The organism is Chryseobacterium sp. AG844, assembly GCF_003182335.1.
Classification (GTDB): domain Bacteria; phylum Bacteroidota; class Bacteroidia; order Flavobacteriales; family Weeksellaceae; genus Chryseobacterium; species Chryseobacterium cupriresistens.
In genome coordinates this window covers 176,243-196,176 of sequence record NZ_QGTV01000009.1, presented here as the reverse complement: position 1 = coordinate 196,176, position 19,934 = coordinate 176,243, and the positions used below count along the sequence as shown (strand labels likewise).

19 protein-coding genes are annotated in these 19,934 nt (G+C 36.2%); 17 read left to right on the top strand and 2 right to left on the bottom strand.

The annotated features are described in order from the left end of the window. From DEU40_RS22445 to DEU40_RS11450, 13 genes are all read left to right on the top strand, one after another. The coding region (locus DEU40_RS22445; RefSeq protein ID WP_181397962.1) for a hypothetical protein at window positions 1-810 on the top strand (810 nt) is incomplete at its 5' end. Window positions 811-844: 34 nt separating this feature from the next. Beyond that, entirely contained in the window at window positions 845-1,168 is a 324-nt protein-coding gene (locus DEU40_RS11505; protein WP_110009961.1) for a hypothetical protein, read from the top strand. A gap of 204 nt (window positions 1,169-1,372) precedes the next feature. Next, entirely contained in the window at window positions 1,373-1,744 is a 372-nt protein-coding gene (locus DEU40_RS11500) for a hypothetical protein (protein ID WP_110009960.1), read from the top strand. 2 nt (window positions 1,745-1,746) lie between these two features. Beyond that, window positions 1,747-2,292: a hypothetical protein gene (locus DEU40_RS11495; RefSeq protein ID WP_110009959.1), complete on the top strand. Its 546-nt coding sequence runs from the start codon at window positions 1,747-1,749 to the stop codon at window positions 2,290-2,292. Between the two features lie 68 nt (window positions 2,293-2,360). Next, window positions 2,361-2,714 (top strand): enoyl-CoA hydratase, encoded by a 354-nt coding sequence (locus DEU40_RS11490; protein WP_110009958.1) that lies wholly within the window; start codon window positions 2,361-2,363, stop codon window positions 2,712-2,714. 168 nt (window positions 2,715-2,882) lie between these two features. Continuing rightward, on the top strand, window positions 2,883-3,233 hold the full coding sequence (locus tag DEU40_RS11485; protein WP_110009957.1) for a hypothetical protein: 351 nt from the start codon (window positions 2,883-2,885) through the stop codon (window positions 3,231-3,233). Window positions 3,234-3,611: 378 nt separating this feature from the next. Continuing rightward, window positions 3,612-4,004, top strand: a complete 393-nt coding sequence (locus DEU40_RS11480) for a hypothetical protein (protein WP_105703970.1) — start codon at window positions 3,612-3,614, stop codon at window positions 4,002-4,004. 317 nt (window positions 4,005-4,321) lie between these two features. Continuing rightward, complete coding sequence (locus DEU40_RS11475) at window positions 4,322-5,788, top strand: DUF5687 family protein (RefSeq protein WP_110009956.1); 1,467 nt, start codon at window positions 4,322-4,324, stop codon at window positions 5,786-5,788. 3 nt (window positions 5,789-5,791) lie between these two features. Further along, window positions 5,792-6,508 (top strand): ABC transporter ATP-binding protein, encoded by a 717-nt coding sequence (locus DEU40_RS11470; protein ID WP_110009955.1) that lies wholly within the window; start codon window positions 5,792-5,794, stop codon window positions 6,506-6,508. 18 nt (window positions 6,509-6,526) lie between these two features. Continuing rightward, window positions 6,527-7,465 carry a Dyp-type peroxidase gene (locus DEU40_RS11465; protein WP_110009954.1) on the top strand — a complete coding sequence of 313 codons (939 nt, stop codon included), beginning with the start codon at window positions 6,527-6,529 and terminating at the stop codon, window positions 7,463-7,465. Window positions 7,466-7,587: 122 nt separating this feature from the next. Then, window positions 7,588-8,148 (top strand): RNA polymerase sigma factor, encoded by a 561-nt coding sequence (locus tag DEU40_RS11460; RefSeq protein ID WP_110009953.1) that lies wholly within the window; start codon window positions 7,588-7,590, stop codon window positions 8,146-8,148. Then, window positions 8,135-8,746 (top strand): hypothetical protein, encoded by a 612-nt coding sequence (locus DEU40_RS11455; RefSeq protein ID WP_110009952.1) that lies wholly within the window; start codon window positions 8,135-8,137, stop codon window positions 8,744-8,746. The genes DEU40_RS11460 and DEU40_RS11455 overlap by 14 nt, the downstream gene beginning before the upstream one ends. Before the next feature lie 30 nt (window positions 8,747-8,776). Then, window positions 8,777-9,817: an outer membrane beta-barrel protein gene (locus DEU40_RS11450; RefSeq protein WP_110009951.1), complete on the top strand. Its 1,041-nt coding sequence runs from the start codon at window positions 8,777-8,779 to the stop codon at window positions 9,815-9,817. Between the two features lie 75 nt (window positions 9,818-9,892). On the opposite strand, the gene fumC is transcribed toward DEU40_RS11450, so the two are convergent. Then, complete coding sequence (gene fumC / locus DEU40_RS11445) at window positions 9,893-11,287, bottom strand: class II fumarate hydratase (RefSeq protein ID WP_110009950.1); 1,395 nt, start codon at window positions 11,285-11,287, stop codon at window positions 9,893-9,895. Window positions 11,288-11,511: 224 nt separating this feature from the next. Between fumC and DEU40_RS11440 the strand changes: the two genes are divergently transcribed. Both DEU40_RS11440 and DEU40_RS11435 read left to right on the top strand, forming a co-directional pair. Then, window positions 11,512-13,119: a fumarate hydratase gene (locus tag DEU40_RS11440; RefSeq protein WP_110009949.1), complete on the top strand. Its 1,608-nt coding sequence runs from the start codon at window positions 11,512-11,514 to the stop codon at window positions 13,117-13,119. Window positions 13,120-13,212: 93 nt separating this feature from the next. Then, complete coding sequence (locus DEU40_RS11435) at window positions 13,213-13,497, top strand: hypothetical protein (RefSeq protein WP_171006268.1); 285 nt, start codon at window positions 13,213-13,215, stop codon at window positions 13,495-13,497. A gap of 92 nt (window positions 13,498-13,589) precedes the next feature. Here the strand turns inward: DEU40_RS11435 and DEU40_RS11430 are convergent, their stop codons facing one another. After that, window positions 13,590-14,462: a helix-turn-helix transcriptional regulator gene (locus DEU40_RS11430; protein WP_181397961.1), complete on the bottom strand. Its 873-nt coding sequence runs from the start codon at window positions 14,460-14,462 to the stop codon at window positions 13,590-13,592. A 154-nt stretch (window positions 14,463-14,616) separates the two neighbouring features. Here DEU40_RS11430 and DEU40_RS11425 point away from each other — a divergent pair, with 154 nt between their 5' ends. Both DEU40_RS11425 and DEU40_RS11420 read left to right on the top strand, forming a co-directional pair. Continuing rightward, the gene (locus tag DEU40_RS11425) at window positions 14,617-16,695 is read left to right on the top strand and encodes a T9SS type A sorting domain-containing protein (RefSeq protein WP_110009947.1); all 2,079 of its coding nucleotides are present in this window, start codon (window positions 14,617-14,619) and stop codon (window positions 16,693-16,695) included. 193 nt (window positions 16,696-16,888) lie between these two features. Then, a complete protein-coding gene (locus tag DEU40_RS11420; RefSeq protein ID WP_110009946.1) occupies window positions 16,889-19,726 on the top strand; it encodes an alpha-amylase family glycosyl hydrolase in 2,838 nt (945 codons plus the stop codon). Window positions 19,727-19,934: the final 208 nt, after the last annotated feature.

The window sequence follows — 19,934 nt, the reverse complement described above, 5'->3', positions numbered from 1 at the left end:
ACTGCTACAGGTGCTGATGCACAGTTTGCTTTTAAAGCGTATGTAGCAACAATGTCTACAAGTACCGAATCTTCGGGAGGTAATATTTTTACGGGGTTTGGTGGAACTCTTGGAGAAGATCCAAAACCTGGTTTCTGGGGAAGAGTAAGCAATTGGTGGGACCGTTTGTTTGGCAGAAATAAAGGGGCTGATATTTTAACGCTTACAAGAGGAGCTGAGGTTTCCAGGGCAGTTGAAGTTGGAGAACCAATACGAATTGCAGAATTTTTTTCAGCTGTAGAAGCAACTTCGGTAGCGGTTGGAGCAGCAACTTTAGGAGCTGTGTTAACACCTGTCATGATGAAAGATCCAGAATATAACTGGACAAGGGATTTACCTTTAACTGTACCTGTTACAACAACGGCTGATGAACCAGATCCAGGAGAAATGATTACATTGTATCGAGGAGTTTCATCAAGAATATTTCATAATGATAACAGCCAATACATAAATGCACATTTTGGAATTGCTATTCCGAAAGGATATTTACAGGTTAATTCACTTTATGGTCCCCACCAAGATATGCAAGCACACGCAGACAGTGATAATTATAGTATTTGGACAAGTTGGACTACTAGTAAGGAAACTGCTAGAGATTTTGCTACAGGAATAGCTTTTGGACCAGCAGTTCCTGGAATTATAATGTCAAAAAGTTTTAAGGTTGGTGTAGCAAATCCTAATCCCTACACTTTAGGTGAAAACGAGTGGCTTGTTCCTGGTGTAGTTTATGGTGCAAGAGTCGAATATGTCCTTCCTAGGCTTGGACAATAAATAATTTAATAATTTACTCTAAAATACTATCAAAATGGAAGAATTAATTTATTCTAAAATAAAAGAATATGATCCTCAATTAGATGATTTTGAAATCTCATATTCAAATCATCCTTTATTGTTGGATGATGTAATTATGTCCTATAAAGGAAGAAATAAATTAGCTAAAAGTGAAAGTATAAAAGAATTAACGTATGAGATCTTAAATAATCTTCTTTTAATCAAAAACGAATCTGTTGAATATGTAAAATTTGTTGTTGTAAGATATAATATTACGAGTAGACTGTTTGTTTTCGCAGAAGACTATTCAAAAGTTTTTTTTGATTTTACATCTCCGACTGAAAAAAATTCCAATTAGAAATTAAAGAAATAAGCATTTGGGTAATGTTCCAAACGTGTTGGTGATAAATTAGAGTATTGATTTTCAATGCTCTAATTTTAAAAACATTATGGAGACAGTGGCTTTTCTGCAAATTCTAAACCGATTACGGGTGCTATTGATATTCCTGTTACAACTACGGCTGATGAATCAGAGCCAGAATTTGAATATTTTTATAGAGCAATGTCATATAATGAGTACAGTAAAGCAGGTGGATATTTAACACAACGATTAAATGATTCAGGAATAGAGATGGGAGAAGGACCATACGTAACACGAAGGTTAGAATATGCACAAAAAGCAAGTTTCAGCTTTGGATATTCTGATCAATATGATATTATTGTTCAATATACTGTCCCAAGAGGTACTTATGAAATATTTAAAAATATTTCTCTTCCTGCCAGAGGAACAACAATGAGGCAAAGTGAACAATTAGGATTACCTATTAAAAAGAGAGAAGCTGGTGATTATAACTTTTCCTTTTATGGTCGAAACACAGCAATTTTTAATTCAACCATTATAGGATTACCACAAATTATTTCAATAAAAAAATAAACATGCAAAATTTTAATTTATTTATTTCAGCAATTGATAATGATAATGATGATCAAATTGAAGATTATAAAAAAATATTATTAAATAATCCTAATAATTTTTTTACTGAATTATCACATTTCGTTGTTGATAATTCAAAAGAATATGATAGACTACAATATATTGTAGATTTATATAACATATTTGATAGTTCTCAGAAAGAGTTAGATATTGTGAAAAAAGTTGGAAATCTTATATTTTCATTGTATTTAGAAATAATTGATGATCTTATTAAAAATAAGGAAGAATATTCTATATACAGTTATATAGACTTTCTATACACTAATAATTCTTTTTTAAAAAAACACGAACAACTTTTCTTTGAAAAAAGTTTTAGTGTTCTAAGATCAAACTTAAATAAAGAAGAATCAAGTTGGTTTATTATTTCCTGCTATAGATTAGTTGATTTATATTTTCAATTTGATAATGATAACTTTTATATTGAAAAATATTTAAATGTTGGTGATAACGAATTAATAAAAAAATATATACGACTTAATATCCACTAGCTAAAATATTTTAATTTTTGCAATACATTAAAATATTATTATCAAAGTTTTTAATTAAAAAGATAAGCATGATAACCACTGAAGAAGTTTTTATTCTGATTAAGCAAGAAAGAAAATTTTTGGGAGATATTAAAAAATATAAAATTAAGATTAGTAATAGTAATAATTTCGAAAGAGAAAATCTGATTGGAGTATATAAAATTAGACAATATACTGCTACTCGAACAGGAAATAATAAGTTGTCTGATGAAATGGGTACTCTGATCTTAAACCTGGAAAATTATACTGGAAATAAATTAAGATTAGTGAGCTTATTAGGAAAAACATACTATGGAATATATTATTTGAGTGAAAATTTTGATAAAGTTATTGGATATTTAGATAGAGAAATTGATGATAACGAATTTAATTTAATGAAATAATAATCGTTACTCCAAGCTGATTTTTGTACAGCTTATCTCCAAATTAATAAAAACCACTGTTTTTCAGTGGTTTTTATAATCTGAAAATTATAAAGTAGTGGCAAATATGAACAAGAAATGTTGATTTCTGGAATAGTAATAGGAGGAACACCAATAGTTGTAAAATAAATGGAAACAAGTAATTTTCAAAAAATATTAAATTTATTTAAAAAGCAAAGTGATAATTATTTATGTGCAACCATATATAATTATTTAAAGTCCATAGATAAACTTGAATATATTCTTATTGATAAAAATAAGGCAAATTCTATATATACAGTAAGAAATGAAATCAATAATACTGTAAATGAAAGTCTAAAAATTCAAGGCTATGATGAGTTATTAAATAATCTTAATCAATCTAATAGTAAAAAAGTAATTATTAGCAACTTTGATTATAACAAAAAGGATTTCACCATATTTATCAATGACAAAGAGACCAAAATATTAGGAATATTATGGCGGGATATCAATCAATAAAAATAATATCCTTTGTTAATGAAGAGCATATTATTTGTGTCTTTAAGTATAATAGGTAATGTTTCAGATATGTTGGCACGCAATATCCTCGCTCCCGCACGATTGTATCGTGTGGCTTTATATTAATAATTCAGTAAACTATTCTTTGGAGAGGATAGTATTATTTTAGAATGGGTATAGAGAGTTTTTTAACCACACGAAAGGATTCGTGCGGGAGCGGGGTTTTTTTTGATGGAAAAGGATGGACTGAAAGCAACTCCGAAATTCAAAAAAGAGTAATTAGCCCAACCTCAAAGAACGTTTTTAAACAAGCTATAACACCACCATCTATACTAACAAGTCCTAGATTTTAAATCGAACAACTTAAAATTAATAAATATGAAGAAAAGTATAAGTTTAATTTTATTACCTTTTTTATTTTCGTGCCAAAATATTAGTAATGAAGATATATATGGAAAATATTCACCCATATCATACAAAAATACATATGACACTTTAACGATTAACAAGGATGGGGTTTATAACAGAGTAATTTACAATATAAAAGGGAAGAAAGTGTTGAATTACAATTCGAAATACAAATTAGAAGGTAACACAATAAAGTTTAATGATTTTTATTTAAATTTTGATAAAGATTTAATTGCCTTTCCAGAAGATGTGAATGATACTGATATGACCTATACTACTTTTTTTGAGAAAAAAGATAAGAATATTGTACTTTGCTTTGGCTACCATGATGGGGAGAATTGTTATAAAAAGATTATAGAATAAAAGAACACTGAGCAAAGTCCCCACTAGAGTGAGCGTCTCGTTCATTTTCGGTAATGTTTCAGATATGTTGGCACGCAATATCCATGGACATTACAAAAGCAAATCTCAATTAAAATATTCAGAGAAAGAGTAACTATAACGGTTGCTCTTTCTATTTTATGAATGTAAAAATCTATTCATGTTCCAAATGTGTTGGTGAAGATTTTTGTCAGAAGGAAAACTAATCCTGTTGGGCTTGTGTACGCCATAAACAAAAACAAAACAAATAAATCTGTAACATTTTTTACATTATATTGACTAATGTAAAAAACTAATATATGTTTCTAAAGTTCCTTAGGCTTGAAATAAAAAGCTTTTTTCGTGGTACATCTTTAGGGATCAATCTGACCATGAAAATTCTCCGTTTCATAGGAATTCTCTACTTTATCGGATGTCTTGTGGGCGGAGCATTTATTGCCTTTTTCTACATTCAGGAGGAAATGCATCAGAATCCTTTACAGGTGGTTTCAAAATTCATGATTGTTGCCTGGATTATTGATCTTGTTCTTAAATATCTCTGGCAGGAAGTCCCCACACAGAACATGAAGCCATTCCTTACGATGAATATCCGGAAGAATACATTGGTCAATTATATGCTGGCCAAAACTTTTCTTTCAGCGTTCAGCTGGCTGAGTTCTCTGTTCTTTATTACCTTTTCACTGATTGCCGTATTCAATGGATATAGTATTTTGGGAATCATGGTGTGGCTGATTGGTGTGATTTCACTATTGTACCTGAATAATTTTATCAACATTTTTTTCAACGGTAAAGAGACCCTGGCGGTGATTATCGGAATATGCTTTCTGGGCATAGGAGCGTTGGGATATTACAATATTGTTCCGGTTTTATCATATTCTGAGTCGGTTTTCTTTAGTTTCTATGAAAAGCCATACGTTGTACTGATTCCTGTTGTTTTGTTCGTAATGCTGTGGTGGATATGTTTCCGTTACCTGCGTCAGGAGTTTTATCTGGATCAGGGGCTTGAAGCGAAGAAGACGGTCGGGAAAACAGAAAATATTGCCTTCCTGAATAAATACGGCGTTATCGGGACATTTATCAATAATGATATTAAAATGTTAAGACGAAATAAAGTACCCAAAGGAATTTTACTGGGCAGCTTTATGTTTCTGTTCTACGGATTGCTGATGTTTACTTCTTCAATGTACAAAACACCGGCAATGATGATGTTTATGGGACTTTTTGTAACAGGAGGCTTCCAGTTTCTTTTTGGACAGAGAGTTCCCGCTTTTGACAGTTCATACTATCCGTTGATGATGACCCTGAATGTTCCATACAAAGAATATCTGAAAGCAAAATGGTGGCTGATGAATATTGTGACTGGAGTTTCTGTGATTATAGCGGTTTGTTATGCCTATTTTGGCTGGGAAGTTTATGTTACATTTTTTGCCGCAGGTTTATATAATATCGGTGTGAATTCTCAATTTACCTTGTGGTCCGGAGCTTTCAATAAAACTCAGATCGACCTGAATTCAAAAGAGAAACGATTGGGACAGAAAGGGAGCTTCAATATGATCGCCATGTTTCTGCTGATTCCTAAAATGCTTCTCCCGATGGGTGTTTTTGCCTTAACAAAATATTTGTGGGGCATTACCGGAGGAGTAGTCAGTATTGCAATTATCGGAATTATAGGATTTTTTCTGAGAGAGAAGATCTTTGATATTATTGTAAAACTTTACAAAAAAGAAAAATACAGCACACTGGATGCATTTAAAAATATAAGTTAAACCATGATCAATATACACAATTTATCCAAAACATACGGAACAGCAACCGTTCTCAATATTGAACACCTTGAAATTCCCAACGGAGAAACATTTGGCCTGGTGGGAAACAACGGAGCAGGAAAAACAACCCTTTTCAGCCTCATGCTGGATCTGATTCAGGCTACGACAGGATTTGTAAGCATTGACGGAATTAAGGTTAACGAATCTGAAGCCTGGAAAAATAAAGTATCAGCATTTGTAGATGATACCTTTCTCATTGGATATCTTACTCCGGAGGAATATTTTTATTTTCTTGGGGAGCTGAGAGGTCAGAATAAAGCATCTGTAGATGAATTCCTGAAACCCTTTCATGATTTTTTCAATGGAGAAATCCTGAAATCCGGGAAATATGTCCGTGATCTTTCAAAGGGAAATCAGAAAAAAGTAGGAATTGTAGGAGCTATTATTGGAAATCCTGAGATTATTATTCTTGATGAACCTTTTGCCAACCTCGATCCGTCTACCCAGATCAAGCTTAAAAACCTGATCAAGGAGTTATCAAAACAGGATGGTGTTACTTTTCTTATTTCCAGCCATGATCTTTCCCATACTACAGAAGTTTGCAACAGAATTGTGGTTGTGAACAAAGGGGTGTTGGTAAAAGATATTCAGACCAATCCGGAAACCTTGAAAGATCTGGAACAATATTTTGCAGATCAGGTTTCAGTTTCGGATATTTAATACCACAAAAAAACAGGTATGAATACGATAGAATCACAGAATGTAACAGATTATCCCAACAGCAATACTATTTTCATGGTCTGGAAACTTAATGACAGCCCTGAGCTGAAAGAAGTTTTTCAGGAACTATGTGCTTTGGTTTTAAATCTTAATAATTCAGTGTTTAACCGTTTCCCGGACAGCAGGGCAAGCTGTGTCATGGGAATTGGTGCAGAAGCATGGAAAAAACTGGAACTTCCAACGCCGCCGCCAAAAGAATTAGTCAATTTTGAAGAAATAAAAGGAACGAAACATACGGCTGTTTCTACTCCCGGAGACCTTCATTTTCATCTGAGAGCAGATAATAAAAGCCTGATTTTTGATATGGCTGTCGAGATCTCCCGGTTATTAAGCTCAGTGGCCGAAAGTATTCTGGAGGTTCATGGATTCAAATACTGGGATGCACGCTCCATTCTTGGTTTTGTAGACGGAACGGAAAATCCGCATGGCGATGACCGTGATTATTTTGGAAAGATAGGAGATGAAGACCTTCAGTATAAAGGAGGAAGCTATCTTTTTGTTCAAAAATATCTTCATAACATGGATGCCTGGAAAGGCTTATCCACGGAAGAGCAGGAAAAAGTGATCGGAAGATCAAAAGAGAATGATATTGAAATGTCTGATGCGGTAAAACCATCAAATTCACACATTGCTTTAGCCAATATTGAGGGCGAAAACGGTGAAGAACTAAAAATAGTCAGAGATAATATGCCTTTCGGCAATCCCTCTACCAATGAGTTCGGAACTTATTTTATTGCCTATTCAAGTACATTTACCACAACAAAAAAGATGTTGACCAATATGTTTATCGGTGATCCTCCGGGAAATTATGACAGAATTTTAGATTTCAGCACAGCAGTTACAGGAACGCTTTTCTTTGTTCCTACCAGAAATATGCTTGATGAATTTTCAGGATAAAATGTAAGCTGCCTCATTTCAGGGCGGCTTTTTCTTTAATTAAAAAATACAAATAAAAATTTTTTTCAAAAATTGTAACCTTTTTTTGTTTTGATTGTCTTTAGTATAGAAACAGCATAAACATGAAACTCTTGTTCGGAAATAAAAAGAATGATTTGTTGAGCCTCCTGAAGAAACAGGATCCGGCTGCGCAGAAGATTTTCTATGAGCAGAATGTCAGGAAATTCCTGAGTGTCAGCAAAAGCTATGTGAGCGATCTGTATCAGGCAGAAGATTGTCTTATCAAAGCATTCTGTAAAATTTTTAAACACATAGAAAGCTTCAGAGGAGAATCGAATCTGGATAGCTGGGCAAGAAGAATTGTGGTGAATGAATGCCTGAACTTTATCAAAAGTCATAAAACCGTTTTCTATCTGGACGAGATTAACCCATCTTTTCATGAAGACATCCACGAGCCGGAGATTGATTGTGATTTTAATGCACAGGATCTGTTAGATCAGCTGCCTGATGCTTACAGAATGGTTTTTAACCTGTATGTACTGGAAGAATATTCTCATCAGGAAATTGCAGATACTTTACAGATTTCAGTGGCAGTGAGCAAAACACAGTTGTTCAGAGCAAAAGAAAAGTTAAGAAATATTTACTTTCAACAACAAAAAAAAGTGAAAAATGAAAACGTCTAAAGATACTATTGAATACGAGATCAAAAAACAGATGGAGGAAAGAGAGATTGCTCCTTCCCGTGATCTCTGGTCTGAAATTGAGTTTCATAATAACAATAATCGCGGTTCCAAATCAAAAATGAACTGGTTTTTAGTGGCAGCATGTTTAATGTTGTCCTTCGGTTTAGGTACTGTTCTGTTTTTTATCAATCAGCCTTCAGAGATTGAACCTGTCATGGTGAAGACTGCAGAAAAAGCATCTTCTAATAAAATGGAAACTGATTCTATTCACGATAATATTTCTCTGGCAGCTCAGAACAATGAAAAGAAAGAAGAGAATCAAACATTACCCTCCGATAAAGCAGAAGGGATTTCTGCGGTGGCAATTACACAGACTCCACTGATTCCCAAAGAAAACCTTCCTTTGAAAAAACAGGAAATTCCTCAGCTTACTCATCCTCAGCTCATGGCAAAAGCCGATTCTTTAAAAACTCCGGTTAAAAAGAAAAAATATGTAGACCCATCCACACTTCTTTTTTCAGTAGAACATAAAGATGTCATCGAAAAAACAAAAGATGGAAGTAACGTGGCAACTACTATCGATCTGAATGCCAGATAACGTATCCGTAAAAATTTAAAAATTAATAATATGATCAAGAAATTAATCGTAATGGGATTGTTGTGCTCTTTTTCCGCATCATTCTATGCACAGAAGACCTTCAATATTAACCTTTCTTCTAAAAAAGATACAGAGGTAAGCCCGATTGTAAAAGAGAAAGTAGAAGAATATGCAGCAAAAATCAATACCATTATTCAGGAAGAGAAAAAGCTGATGGAAGAAGAACTGTTGGTTCTGCAGGCAAAAAACCTGGATAAGGCAGATTTTGACAGAGAAAAAGCTAAGATCGCAGACCGCTATTCTGAAAAAATGGATAAAAGAATTGAAGAACTGGGATTCGACCTAGATGATGTGATTCAGAAGCAGGTAAGATATTCTCTCCTGAATACTGATGTGACTTCCAAAGAAGAGCTTAAAGAAAAATTGCTGAAAAAATTTCGTCCCACCAGAAGCTTTACCGGATATTTTTCTTACGGAATCATGACTTTGACAAACAGTTCTCCGGATAATGAGCTGGATAAGAATATCGGATATGCCAATAACCTGGAATTCGGCCTGAAACTGAATTACCAGCTTAGCAGAACAAGCCCGTGGGCTGTTACTTCAGGACTGGGATTTTCGTGGAGAACGGTGAGGACAGATAATAATATGTTCTTTACCAAAAGTGCAGATCAGGGAGTAGCTCTGTCTCAATATGGCAGCAGCCTTGATAAAAGTAAACTGAGAACAGGATATATTATTGTTCCTCTTGGGATGCAGTATAATTTTTCCAAACTTAAGAATGGTGGAATGGATGTTCAGTACAGAAGTTATTACACAGGATTTAAAATTGGAGCCAATGTATATGGTGGCGTAAAAATGTCTACCAACAATATTGTAAAAGGAAACGATGGCGAAATGAGAGACAGGGGAAATTATCAGGTGAATCCTTTCGTCTATGGAGCACAGCTTACTGTTTCTTATAACAGTTTCAGTCTCTTTGTTAAAAAAGATTTCAGCAACTTCTTTAAAGACGGTTATTTCAAAAATGATAAAGCACTGATATTCGGCTTAACCATTGGATTAGATTAAATAGTACTTTGATAGCAAATGAAAAACTCCGGGAAAGGCTCCCGGAGTTTTTACATAGTATCAGTTATAAAATCATTATTTTAAGCTTCCAACCATATCTTCAGGTTTTACCCATTCGTCAAACTGTTCAGCAGTTAACAAACCAAGATTGATGGCTTCTTCTTTTAGTGTGGTTCCGTTTTTATGGGCTGTCTTGGCAATCTTGGCAGCATTTTCATACCCGATATGGGTGTTTAAAGCGGTCACCAGCATTAAAGATTTGTCTACAAGCTCCTTAATTCTCTCATGATTCGGCTCAATACCTATTGCACAGTGATCATTGAAAGAAATACATGCATCGGCAATCAATTGGGCAGATTGTAAGAAGTTGTATGCCATTACCGGTTTGAAAACATTCAGTTCATAATTCCCCTGAGTTCCGGCAAATGAAATGGTGGTATCATTTCCTAAAACCTGAGCACAAACCATCGTCATTGCCTCATTCTGAGTAGGATTTACTTTCCCCGGCATAATAGAAGATCCCGGCTCATTTTCAGGAATATGGATTTCGCCAATTCCCGAGCGTGGTCCTGATGCCAGTAACCTAACATCCTGAGCAATTTTGTATAAAGAAACAGCCAGCTGCTTTAAAGCCCCGTGAGATTCTACAATCGCATCATGTGCAGCGAGGGCTTCAAATTTATTTTCAGCAGTAACAAAAGGGTGTTTTGTAAATTGAGCAATATATTCTGCCACTTTTACATCATAGCCTTTAGGCGTATTCAATCCTGTTCCTACGGCTGTTCCTCCTAAGGCAAGTTCAGAAAGATGAGGTAGGGTATTTTTTAAAGCTCTCAATCCGAATTCCAGCTGGGCTGCATAACCTGAAAATTCCTGTCCAAGAGTAAGCGGAGTAGCATCCATTAAATGGGTTCTTCCGATCTTGACAACATCTTTAAAGGCTTTTGATTTCTCAGACAACGTATTTTTTAGTTTCTCAACAGCCGGAATGGTTACTTCCACCACTTTGGTATACGCAGCAATGTGCATGGCAGTGGGATAAGTATCATTCGAAGACTGGGATTTATTCACATCATCATTCGGGTGAATTTCAGATTTTTCTCCCAATGTGCCGCCGTTATTAACATGGGCTCTGTTGGAAATCACTTCATTCACATTCATGTTCGACTGGGTTCCGGAACCCGTCTGCCAGATCACCAGAGGAAACTGGTCATTCAATTTTCCCTCCAGAATTTCATCACATACTTTCGCGATCATATCTCTTTTTTCCACAGGAAGTACTCCCAGATCAGTATTGGCATAAGCGGCAGCCTTCTTCAGATAAGCAAAAGCTTCAATGATTTCATGCGGCATTGAACCCTCAGGTCCTATTTTGAAATTATTTCTGGAACGTTCCGTCTGTGCACCCCAAAGTTTATCTGCAGGTACCTGCACTTCTCCCATGGTGTCTTTTTCTATTCTGTAATTCATAGTGTTGAAATTTGTATGATCTTTTATTTTTACGCCAAAAAAATTGTTGGTAGTATCATGTTTAATGAAATAAATAATATTTTGGCTTTGTTTATTTAGCTTCTATAAAGGTACTTATAAACTCAGAAACCTCCAATTTATAATCATTATAAATATCAATTTAAATGACTGATTTTACTCATATTTTTTTTAAGGAGGCGTATTTTTGTAGAAACAAAAATTGAATGGATTTTAGATATCAGGATCCGTATCCTATTCAGAAAGATGATACGGTGTACAAAAAACTTACATCAGATTATGTAAAGGTTGAAAAGCTGGGTGACAGAGAAATTTTAACAATAGATCCGAAGGGACTGGAGTTATTGGCAGAAGAAGCCATGGCAGATGTTTCTTTCATGCTTCGTTCTTCACACCTGGAAAGCCTTAGAAGAATTATTGATGATCCTGAAGCTACAGATAATGACAGATTCGTTGCTTACAACCTTTTACAGAATGCTGCAGTAGCTGCAGAAGGAGCTCTCCCTTCATGTCAGGATACAGGTACTGCGATTGTAATGGGAAAGAAGGGAGAAAATGTATATACAGGAGTAGATGATGGCGAATACCTGAGCAAAGGAATTTACAATACCTATCAGAAAAGAAACTTAAGATATTCTCAGGTCGTTCCTTTAACGATGTTTGATGAGAAGAATTCCGGATCCAACCTTCCTGCACAGATTGATATCTATGCTAAAAAAGGAGATTATTATGAATTTTTATTCTTAACGAAAGGAGGAGGTTCCGCCAATAAAACATTCTTATATCAAAAAACGAAATCTTTACTGAACGAAAAATCTCTTGAAGAATTCATCAAAGAAAAAATTTCAGACCTTGGTACCGCTGCATGTCCGCCTTACCACTTAGCATTGGTAATCGGAGGAACTTCAGCTGAAGCCAATCTTGCAGCCGTTAAAAAAGCATCAGCAAAATATTATGATCATCTTCCGACAGAAGGAAATGAGGCCGGACAGGCATTCAGAGATCTTGAATGGGAAGCTAAAGTTCAGAAAATCTGCCAGAAAAGTGCTATCGGAGCTCAGTTTGGAGGAAAATACCTTACTCACGATGTAAGAGTGATCAGACTTCCGAGACACGCGGCATCTTGTCCTGTTGGAATGGGCGTTTCCTGTTCTGCAGACAGAAATATCAAAGGAAAAATTACCAAAGAAGGAATCTTCCTGGAGCAGCTGGAACAGGATCCGAAAAGATTCTTACCTGATACGCCTCCACATCTGGAAGAAGCTGTTGAGATTAATCTGAACAAACCAATGCCGGAAATTCTTGCTGAACTTTCCAAATATCCGATCAAAACAAGATTAAAACTGAACGGAACATTAATCGTTGCAAGAGATATTGCTCACGCAAAAATCAAAGAAATTATCGACAGCGGGAAGCCAATGCCGGACTATTTCAAAAATCACCCGATCTATTATGCAGGACCTGCAAAAACTCCGGAGGGAATGGCTTCAGGAAGTTTCGGGCCTACTACTGCCGGAAGAATGGACGTTTATGTAGACGAGTTCCAAAGCCATGGCGGAAGTATGATCATGCTGGCAAAAGGAAACAGAAGTAAGGATGTTACCAATGCATGTCATAAATACGGAGGTTTCTATCTTGGATCTATCGGAGGGCCGGCTGCTATTCTTGCGAAAGACAATATTGTGTCTGTAGATGTAGTCGACTTCCCGGAATTAGGAATGGAAGCCGTAAGAAAAATTGAAGTAAAAGACTTCCCTGCATTCATCATTTCCGATGATAAGGGCAATGATTTCTTTGCAAATCTTGCTCACTAATTAGTTTAAAATTAAAATAAATAACAAAATAGAACGCTGATCTTTTGTGTAAAAAGGAAAAAAGTTCTATTTTTGCCTAAAATCTTTAAGAGAATGATAACGATATTATCAGCATTTTGGCCGTTCTACCAGTTCCTTTGGACTATATTCTTCATTACTATGTTCCTAGTAGGATTCTGGTGTATTTTTATGTTCTTCGGATTAGTAATCCCAATGTGGCTAACTGAAGGTTTGAAAGAGTATTTCGGAAAAGTAAAGCCTTTCGACCCTGAAGATATCAGAAGAAAGCTTATTACTGAGCAGGAAGGTGTAGAAGTTATCTATAACGAGCCGAAAGGAAACGGACCTTTCCTTCACGATCACGGACATCATCATTAATTGATTGTCATTGCTTTTTCACCTGAATTCTGAAAAAGTAATATCAAAGCAAAACAACATATATAGACCGCTTAAGCAATTAAGCGGTTTTTCTATTTATTATTTCTCAGACTCTCCGGAGATACCCCAAATTTCTTTTTAAATGCCCTCGTAAAGTTCTGGAGATACTCATAACCGCACTCAATAGCAATTTCTTTGATCATAATTTCTTTATTGGTAATCATTTTCTTTGCTTTCAGCATCCTGAGCTCTGATATATAATGAGCAATCGTTGTATGATACTGCGTTTTGAATTCCTTTCTGACAGTATTCTGGTTCAGTCCAAAATATTTTCCAATTTCCTCTGCTTTTATATTTCTATGGTAATTTTCATCAATGAATTTCCTGATCATTTCAGACGTTTTTGGAGTGTCTTCGAAAATGTTTTTCTCATTAAATTGCTCAAAGATCAGGATAAGAAGTTTGATAATCTTTGCTTCTATAAATAACTTCTGCATGATTCCTTTCTTATTATAATCAAGAATCTCTTTTACAATTATATGCATCTCAACCGTCATGTCCGGCGGCGTTTCTTTATGAAGGAAAATGAAATTATTATGAATCATATTTTCCAGAATTTCAGCATTTTCACGATTAAGCTCGGGATTGATGAGGTTAAAAATATATTGATAATTGATCTGAATCTGGAAATACCTCAGAATTTCGTGGTTTTCTGTCCACAGTTCAGCAACACTTTCTTTAGGAGAATAATGGAGGATGTATTGATTTTTTTTGAATAAAAACTGGGTTCCGCAATCATGACCTTCTAAATTAATGCCATCACTCAACATGAAAATCAAATTAAAACTTGATTTCCCCTCCAGCATATGAGACTTGAAGGATTGATCAGGACACAGGTCTTCCTGCATGATGATTTTGATGTCCTCGGATATGAACAAATGTCCACTTTTTAATTGACGCCTCATACAACACATTTTTACAGCCATGGTACAACTTCTTAAGATAAAAGTCCTCCGCGGGATAACCAAAAGTTCGAAAATGATAACTCGGGGTAGATAATGTGAGGTACTTTTGCGCAAAATTAAATTAAATTTAGAATAATTAAAAATAATATTTCATATGTTTAAAGATTTACATTTTGCAATACGGAAAATCAGAACAGGATTAGCATTGCTAACCGTTGCTGGAAGCTATATGTATGCCCAGCAATGGGAAAATGTAGGAGGCATTCAGGATGTATCTGCAGGAGGAAGCAGTTTTAATAATCTTGTTATTGATAACTCGGGAAATTATTATCTGTCCTATTATGATGTTTCTGTAGCTAAAGGTTCTGTTCAGAAATTTAACGGAAACTCGTGGTCTTACCTAGGAGGAACGCCCGGAGTTACTACAGGAACTGCCACCTACAACTCATTGTCTATAAGTCCGAACGGAAACAGTATTTATTATACCAATCAGCTTGGTTATCCAGGCTACGGAATGGAAGTACGCTTATTTACAGGATCTTTATGGTCTCAGCTTCCGAATGTTACAGACAGTTCCGTTAATTATCAGGCTTCTGCCGTTTCCTCTGATAATATCATATTCACGTATGGATCGTATGGTTCAGGAACGGTTAAAAGATATTCCGGAGGAGCATGGGAGCAGATAGGAAATGCAGGTTTTTCGGGCGGTGCTGACTTCGCTGAAATGGTTATCGGAACCAATAATATGATCTATACCTGTAATGTTTCCGGAGGGATAAAAGTATATCAGAACAGTACAGATGCCAGTTCAGCACAAAACTGGACTCTGGTAGGCGGAACAGCTGCAGATGCTTCTTCATCAGGAGAGCAGTATAATGCTGATATTGCTTTAGATGGAGCAAACACAATCTATGTTGCTTATGTTTCCAACTCCGGAGGAGGAAGGAAGTTGAATGTCAGAAAGTTTGACGGAAACTCCTGGGTGCAGGTTGGAAATGCCAATTTTTCTGAGGGAAGAGTACAGCATGTTGCCTTAGCCGTAACAGAATCAGGAAAGCCATATGTGGTAGCCAGCCGTTTTGAAAATGATAATTTCCTGAGAAATACCGTTTATCAATTAGACGATTCGCAAAACTGGGTTCCTTTTGGAGGAGATTTTGTTTCAGCTGGAGAGGCAAAATACAATGATTTAGCAATAGATAAGGCACAAAATTATCTTGTTTTGGCTTATTCCGACAATACAACAAAGGTGAAAAGAATTTCTCTGAACCTTAATCCACAAACATGCAGCAATACAGATCCTGGAACCAATGTTGGTGATATTGGTTGTGTAAGTTTTATGTATCGCGGACAACAGGTGGCTTATACTACGGTAAGAGGAGCAGACGGAAAAATATGGCTTCAGCAGAACCTGGGAAGTACACAGGTGGCTTCATCAGTAGCGGATGCGAATTCTTATGGGGATCTTTTCCAATGGGGAAGATGGGATGATGGCCACCAGCTTAGAAATTCTCAGATCGTACCGGCACCATCTCCCAACACTCCGGAAGGAACAAATACCACTGCGGGAAGTTATGTTGCAGGATCTCCAGGATGGTGGGCAGGTTTTGCAGGTTCAGATACGTGGGCAGGAGTATCTGCTGCGGATGTGAATGCTTCTGCAGGTATAGATCCTTGTAAAGCAATAGGAGCAGATTGGAAAATGCCTTCTCAGGCAGAGTGGACTATTTTAATTGGAGCTGAAAGTATTTCTAACCCAACAACGGCTTATAACAGTCATCTTAAATTACCGGCAGGAGGTTACAGAAGCTCCAGTGACGGGAACTTTACTTTTGTAGGACAACGCGGCTATTTCTGGAGTTCTGATACATCAAGTCTGGGAGGGAAATATCTGTATATCGGATCAACGATTGCCAATCCATCTGCCGGAGCTATGAGAGGGCAGGGATCATCAGTAAGATGTATCAAGCCTGCATCTTCTTTAGGTACTTCAGAAATCAAACTGAATCAATCTGTTATTGAAATGTATCCTAACCCAACCAAAGGAATTCTTATGGTTAAAGCTGATTCAGGAATTGAAAAAGTAAACGTTACCAATGCTGTAGGGCAAAGAATGAATGTACAGTTCTCGGATCATCAGATCAATTTGACTGAACTTCTTTCAGGATTATACATCGTAGAGTTAAAGTTGAAGAACGGACAATCCGTTTCTAAAAAGATTATAAAGGAGTAAGCGGATCTCAATACCAAAGATTTCGCCAAAAGAATTAGTTCATTACAATTACTTTTATTGGAAGGCTCATGAAATTTTCATGAGTCTTTTTTTTATTATTATTTCTCCGAAAAAATAGAAATATTTGATGAATACTGAAGAGGAATAGTGGTCATGAAGAAAAATTTATACTATATTCGATAAAAAATAATAAATGAAAAAGTTTTATTCTGTTGTTTTTCTGTTGATTACCATGGCTGTATTCGGACAGATCAATTATACAATTTCTCCTGATCCGTTCAACGAAACAGATGCGATCACACTTACTGTTCCCGGGGATCAGATTGATGAGTCTGCGTGGGGCGTTTCCAACAACGCCATTTATATCTGGACATGGTCGTTTGACACCAATTATCAGAATAGCCAGGATTGCCCTACCAATGGCAGCTGGAACAATTCCAATGATCTGAATAAGCTGAATTATAATGCAGCAACAGACAGTTATTCACTCACTTTTACACCAACTTCTTTTTATGGAAGAACAGGAATCGGAAGATTTGGGTTTTTATTAAAAGATAAGACGGGATCGCACCAGACTTCACCCGATATTTTTGTAAACGTAGGGACTTTAAACTTAACGCTTACAAATCCATTGGCGAACAGCCTTACTTCAGTTCCTGCGGGAAATTCCATTACCATTACGGCGACGGCAAGTACCAATGCTACATTTCAGCTAAAAGCCAACGGAACTGTTGTCAATTCAACAACAACGCCTTCAGAGTCTTATTCTTACAGTTATACGGTTACCCAGGATGCAAATATGGAACTTGTGGCGACACAGGGAACCAATTCCAAAACGGCAGCATTCATTGTACAGGTTCCGAGAAATGTTGTTTCCCAGGCAATACCCAGCTGGATCAGACAGGGAATCAATTACCATCCGACAGATCCTACCAAGGTGGGATTGGCTTTATATGCTCCGGGGAAAAGTTTTGTTCATGTCATAGGAAGTTTCAATAACTGGACGTTGAATGACACTTATTTAATGAAAAAAGATACCACAAATCCGGATCTATACTGGATTGAACTCAATGGAATAACACCTCAGCAACTCTATACTTTTCAATACAGAACAAACGATTTGAGAAAAGTAGCAGATCCCTATTCGCCACAAATTCTTTCCTCTTATGATGATCCGTGGATTTCCGCTTCTACCTATCCAAACTTACCTGTATTTCCTGCCGGGCAGGGTTTTGAAGTGTCAACATTTAAAACAGGCCAGACCGCTTATAACTGGCAGGTTACCAATTTTCAAAGACCTGCGAAACAGGATCTTATAGTGTATGAATTATTATTGAGAGATTTCACACAGGAAAAGAACTGGCAGTCACTGATCAATAAAATTTCCTATTTAAAGAATCTGAAAATCAATGCTATAGAACTGCTTCCTATCATGGAATTTGACGGAAATCTTTCCTGGGGATATAATACTTCTTTCCATTATGCATTGGACAAAGCCTACGGTACTCCCGAAAAATTCAAAGAATTTGTAGATGTATGCCACCAGAACGGAATTGCAGTCATTCTGGATGTCGCATTTAATCACGCGACAGGACGTTCACCTCTGGTACGACTTTGGAATATTGATCCGGATGGTGATGGCTATGGAAATGTTGCAGCCAACAACCCTTACTTTAATCAGGTTCCGAAACATTCATACAATGTATTTAACGATTTTAACCACACAAGTCCTTCAACGCAATATTACGTTGAAAGATGTCTTGAGCAATGGCTGACTGAATATCACATAGATGGTTTCCGCTGGGATTTAACCAAAGGATTTACGCAAAGCTGTTCCGAAAATGATGAAGCCTGTACCAATGCCTACCAGCAGGACAGAGTTGATATCATGAAACATTATGCCGACAGACAATGGGCGATCGATCCGAATTCTTACATGATCTTCGAACACCTTGGAACTGATGCAGAAGAACAGCAATGGGCGAATTACAGAATAGCAGAAGGAAAAGGCGTTATGCTTTGGAATAAACAGACAGATCCTTACAATCAGAATACGATGGGATATAAGGAAAACAGCAATTACGACCGAATGAACCACAGTCTTCACGGATTTACCAATATGAGTGCCGCAGGCTACGGAGAAAGCCACGATGAAGAAAGACTGATGTTTAAAAACCTTGCATACGGTGCAGCGAACGGAAGCTATGATGTAAAAAACCTGAATACCGCTCTTGAAAGAATGAAAACTTTCGGGGCCACGTTCTTTACTATCCCTGGTCCGAAAATGATCTGGCAGTTTGGAGAATTAGGTTATGAATTCAGCATCAACAGATGTGCAAACGGTACGATAGACAGCGGATGCAGAACCGATGAGAAACCTGTTGCATTTACGCTGGGGTATGATACTGATGTGAATAGAAAAGCAATCTACGATACATGGGCTAAAATCATCAATATCAGAAATACTTATCCGGTTTTTAAATCTACAACCTATACTATAGAGTCCAACAATCTTACGAACGATCCCAATGGCCTGATCACAAGGATTTATGTGTATGATACCTCTATTACAACAGGAATAAAGAATGTTGTCGTATTGGCCAATTACACGACTTCCGCACAGAATGTAGTGCCTTATTTCCCTTACACAGGTCAATGGCAGAATCTGATGGACAACAGTATTTCAAATGTAGCTTCCACAACAGCTCCAATCACTTTACAATCGGGAGAATTTAGAATCTTTGGTAATTACGCGGGTGCTTTGTCAACAGCAGATGTCAATGCCGCCAACAAATTATCTCTTCAGATTGCAGATAATCCTGTCCGAAATGGAATCGCTAAACTGGTTTTCAATAAAGCAAAAAATGGGGAAATTTCAATTTTTGATATGACCGGTAAAAAACTGGATACTTTCAAACTCGATAAAGAGAGCGGAACTTATAATGTGAAGGTTGATTATCCGGCAGGCACGTATCTGGTACAGTTGAAATCAGAGACAGGAACAGCCATTCAAAAGATGATTATTAAATAAAACAAAAGGTGAAGTTGCCTAGACTAATAAAAAATATTGAATATCTTAAAAAACCATTAAGAAGGATTAAGAAATAAAGTATAGTTAAGGTTAATCATTCTGATTTTTAAGCTCCTTTTAATACTCTTAAATTCTTATTAAATCTTAATGGTTCAAAAATAAAAAGTTTAAACAAGTTCCATACAAAATAAAAGGCAAATTTGCGGAT

Excerpts from the sequence above, each read along its gene's own strand:
- DEU40_RS11480 (WP_105703970.1), top strand. The coding sequence starts at position 3,612 with ATGAAGAAAAGTATAAGTTTAATTTTATTACCTTTTTTATTTTCGTGC.
- DEU40_RS11490 (WP_110009958.1), top strand. The coding sequence starts at position 2,361 with ATGATAACCACTGAAGAAGTTTTTATTCTGATTAAGCAAGAAAGAAAA.
- DEU40_RS11430 (WP_181397961.1), bottom strand. The coding sequence starts at position 14,462 with ATGAGGCGTCAATTAAAAAGTGGACATTTGTTCATATCCGAGGACATC.
- DEU40_RS11485 (WP_110009957.1), top strand. The coding sequence starts at position 2,883 with ATGGAAACAAGTAATTTTCAAAAAATATTAAATTTATTTAAAAAGCAA.
- DEU40_RS11505 (WP_110009961.1), top strand. The coding sequence starts at position 845 with ATGGAAGAATTAATTTATTCTAAAATAAAAGAATATGATCCTCAATTA.
- DEU40_RS11455 (WP_110009952.1), top strand. The coding sequence starts at position 8,135 with ATGAAAACGTCTAAAGATACTATTGAATACGAGATCAAAAAACAGATG.
- DEU40_RS11440 (WP_110009949.1), top strand. The coding sequence starts at position 11,512 with ATGGATTTTAGATATCAGGATCCGTATCCTATTCAGAAAGATGATACG.
- DEU40_RS11465 (WP_110009954.1), top strand. The coding sequence starts at position 6,527 with ATGAATACGATAGAATCACAGAATGTAACAGATTATCCCAACAGCAAT.
- DEU40_RS11435 (WP_171006268.1), top strand. The coding sequence starts at position 13,213 with ATGATAACGATATTATCAGCATTTTGGCCGTTCTACCAGTTCCTTTGG.
- DEU40_RS11450 (WP_110009951.1), top strand. The coding sequence starts at position 8,777 with ATGATCAAGAAATTAATCGTAATGGGATTGTTGTGCTCTTTTTCCGCA.
- DEU40_RS11475 (WP_110009956.1), top strand. The coding sequence starts at position 4,322 with ATGTTTCTAAAGTTCCTTAGGCTTGAAATAAAAAGCTTTTTTCGTGGT.
- DEU40_RS11460 (WP_110009953.1), top strand. The coding sequence starts at position 7,588 with ATGAAACTCTTGTTCGGAAATAAAAAGAATGATTTGTTGAGCCTCCTG.
- DEU40_RS11425 (WP_110009947.1), top strand. The coding sequence starts at position 14,617 with ATGTTTAAAGATTTACATTTTGCAATACGGAAAATCAGAACAGGATTA.
- DEU40_RS11500 (WP_110009960.1), top strand. The coding sequence starts at position 1,373 with ATGTCATATAATGAGTACAGTAAAGCAGGTGGATATTTAACACAACGA.
- DEU40_RS11470 (WP_110009955.1), top strand. The coding sequence starts at position 5,792 with ATGATCAATATACACAATTTATCCAAAACATACGGAACAGCAACCGTT.
- DEU40_RS11495 (WP_110009959.1), top strand. The coding sequence starts at position 1,747 with ATGCAAAATTTTAATTTATTTATTTCAGCAATTGATAATGATAATGAT.
- fumC (WP_110009950.1), bottom strand. The coding sequence starts at position 11,287 with ATGAATTACAGAATAGAAAAAGACACCATGGGAGAAGTGCAGGTACCT.
- DEU40_RS11420 (WP_110009946.1), top strand. The coding sequence starts at position 16,889 with ATGAAAAAGTTTTATTCTGTTGTTTTTCTGTTGATTACCATGGCTGTA.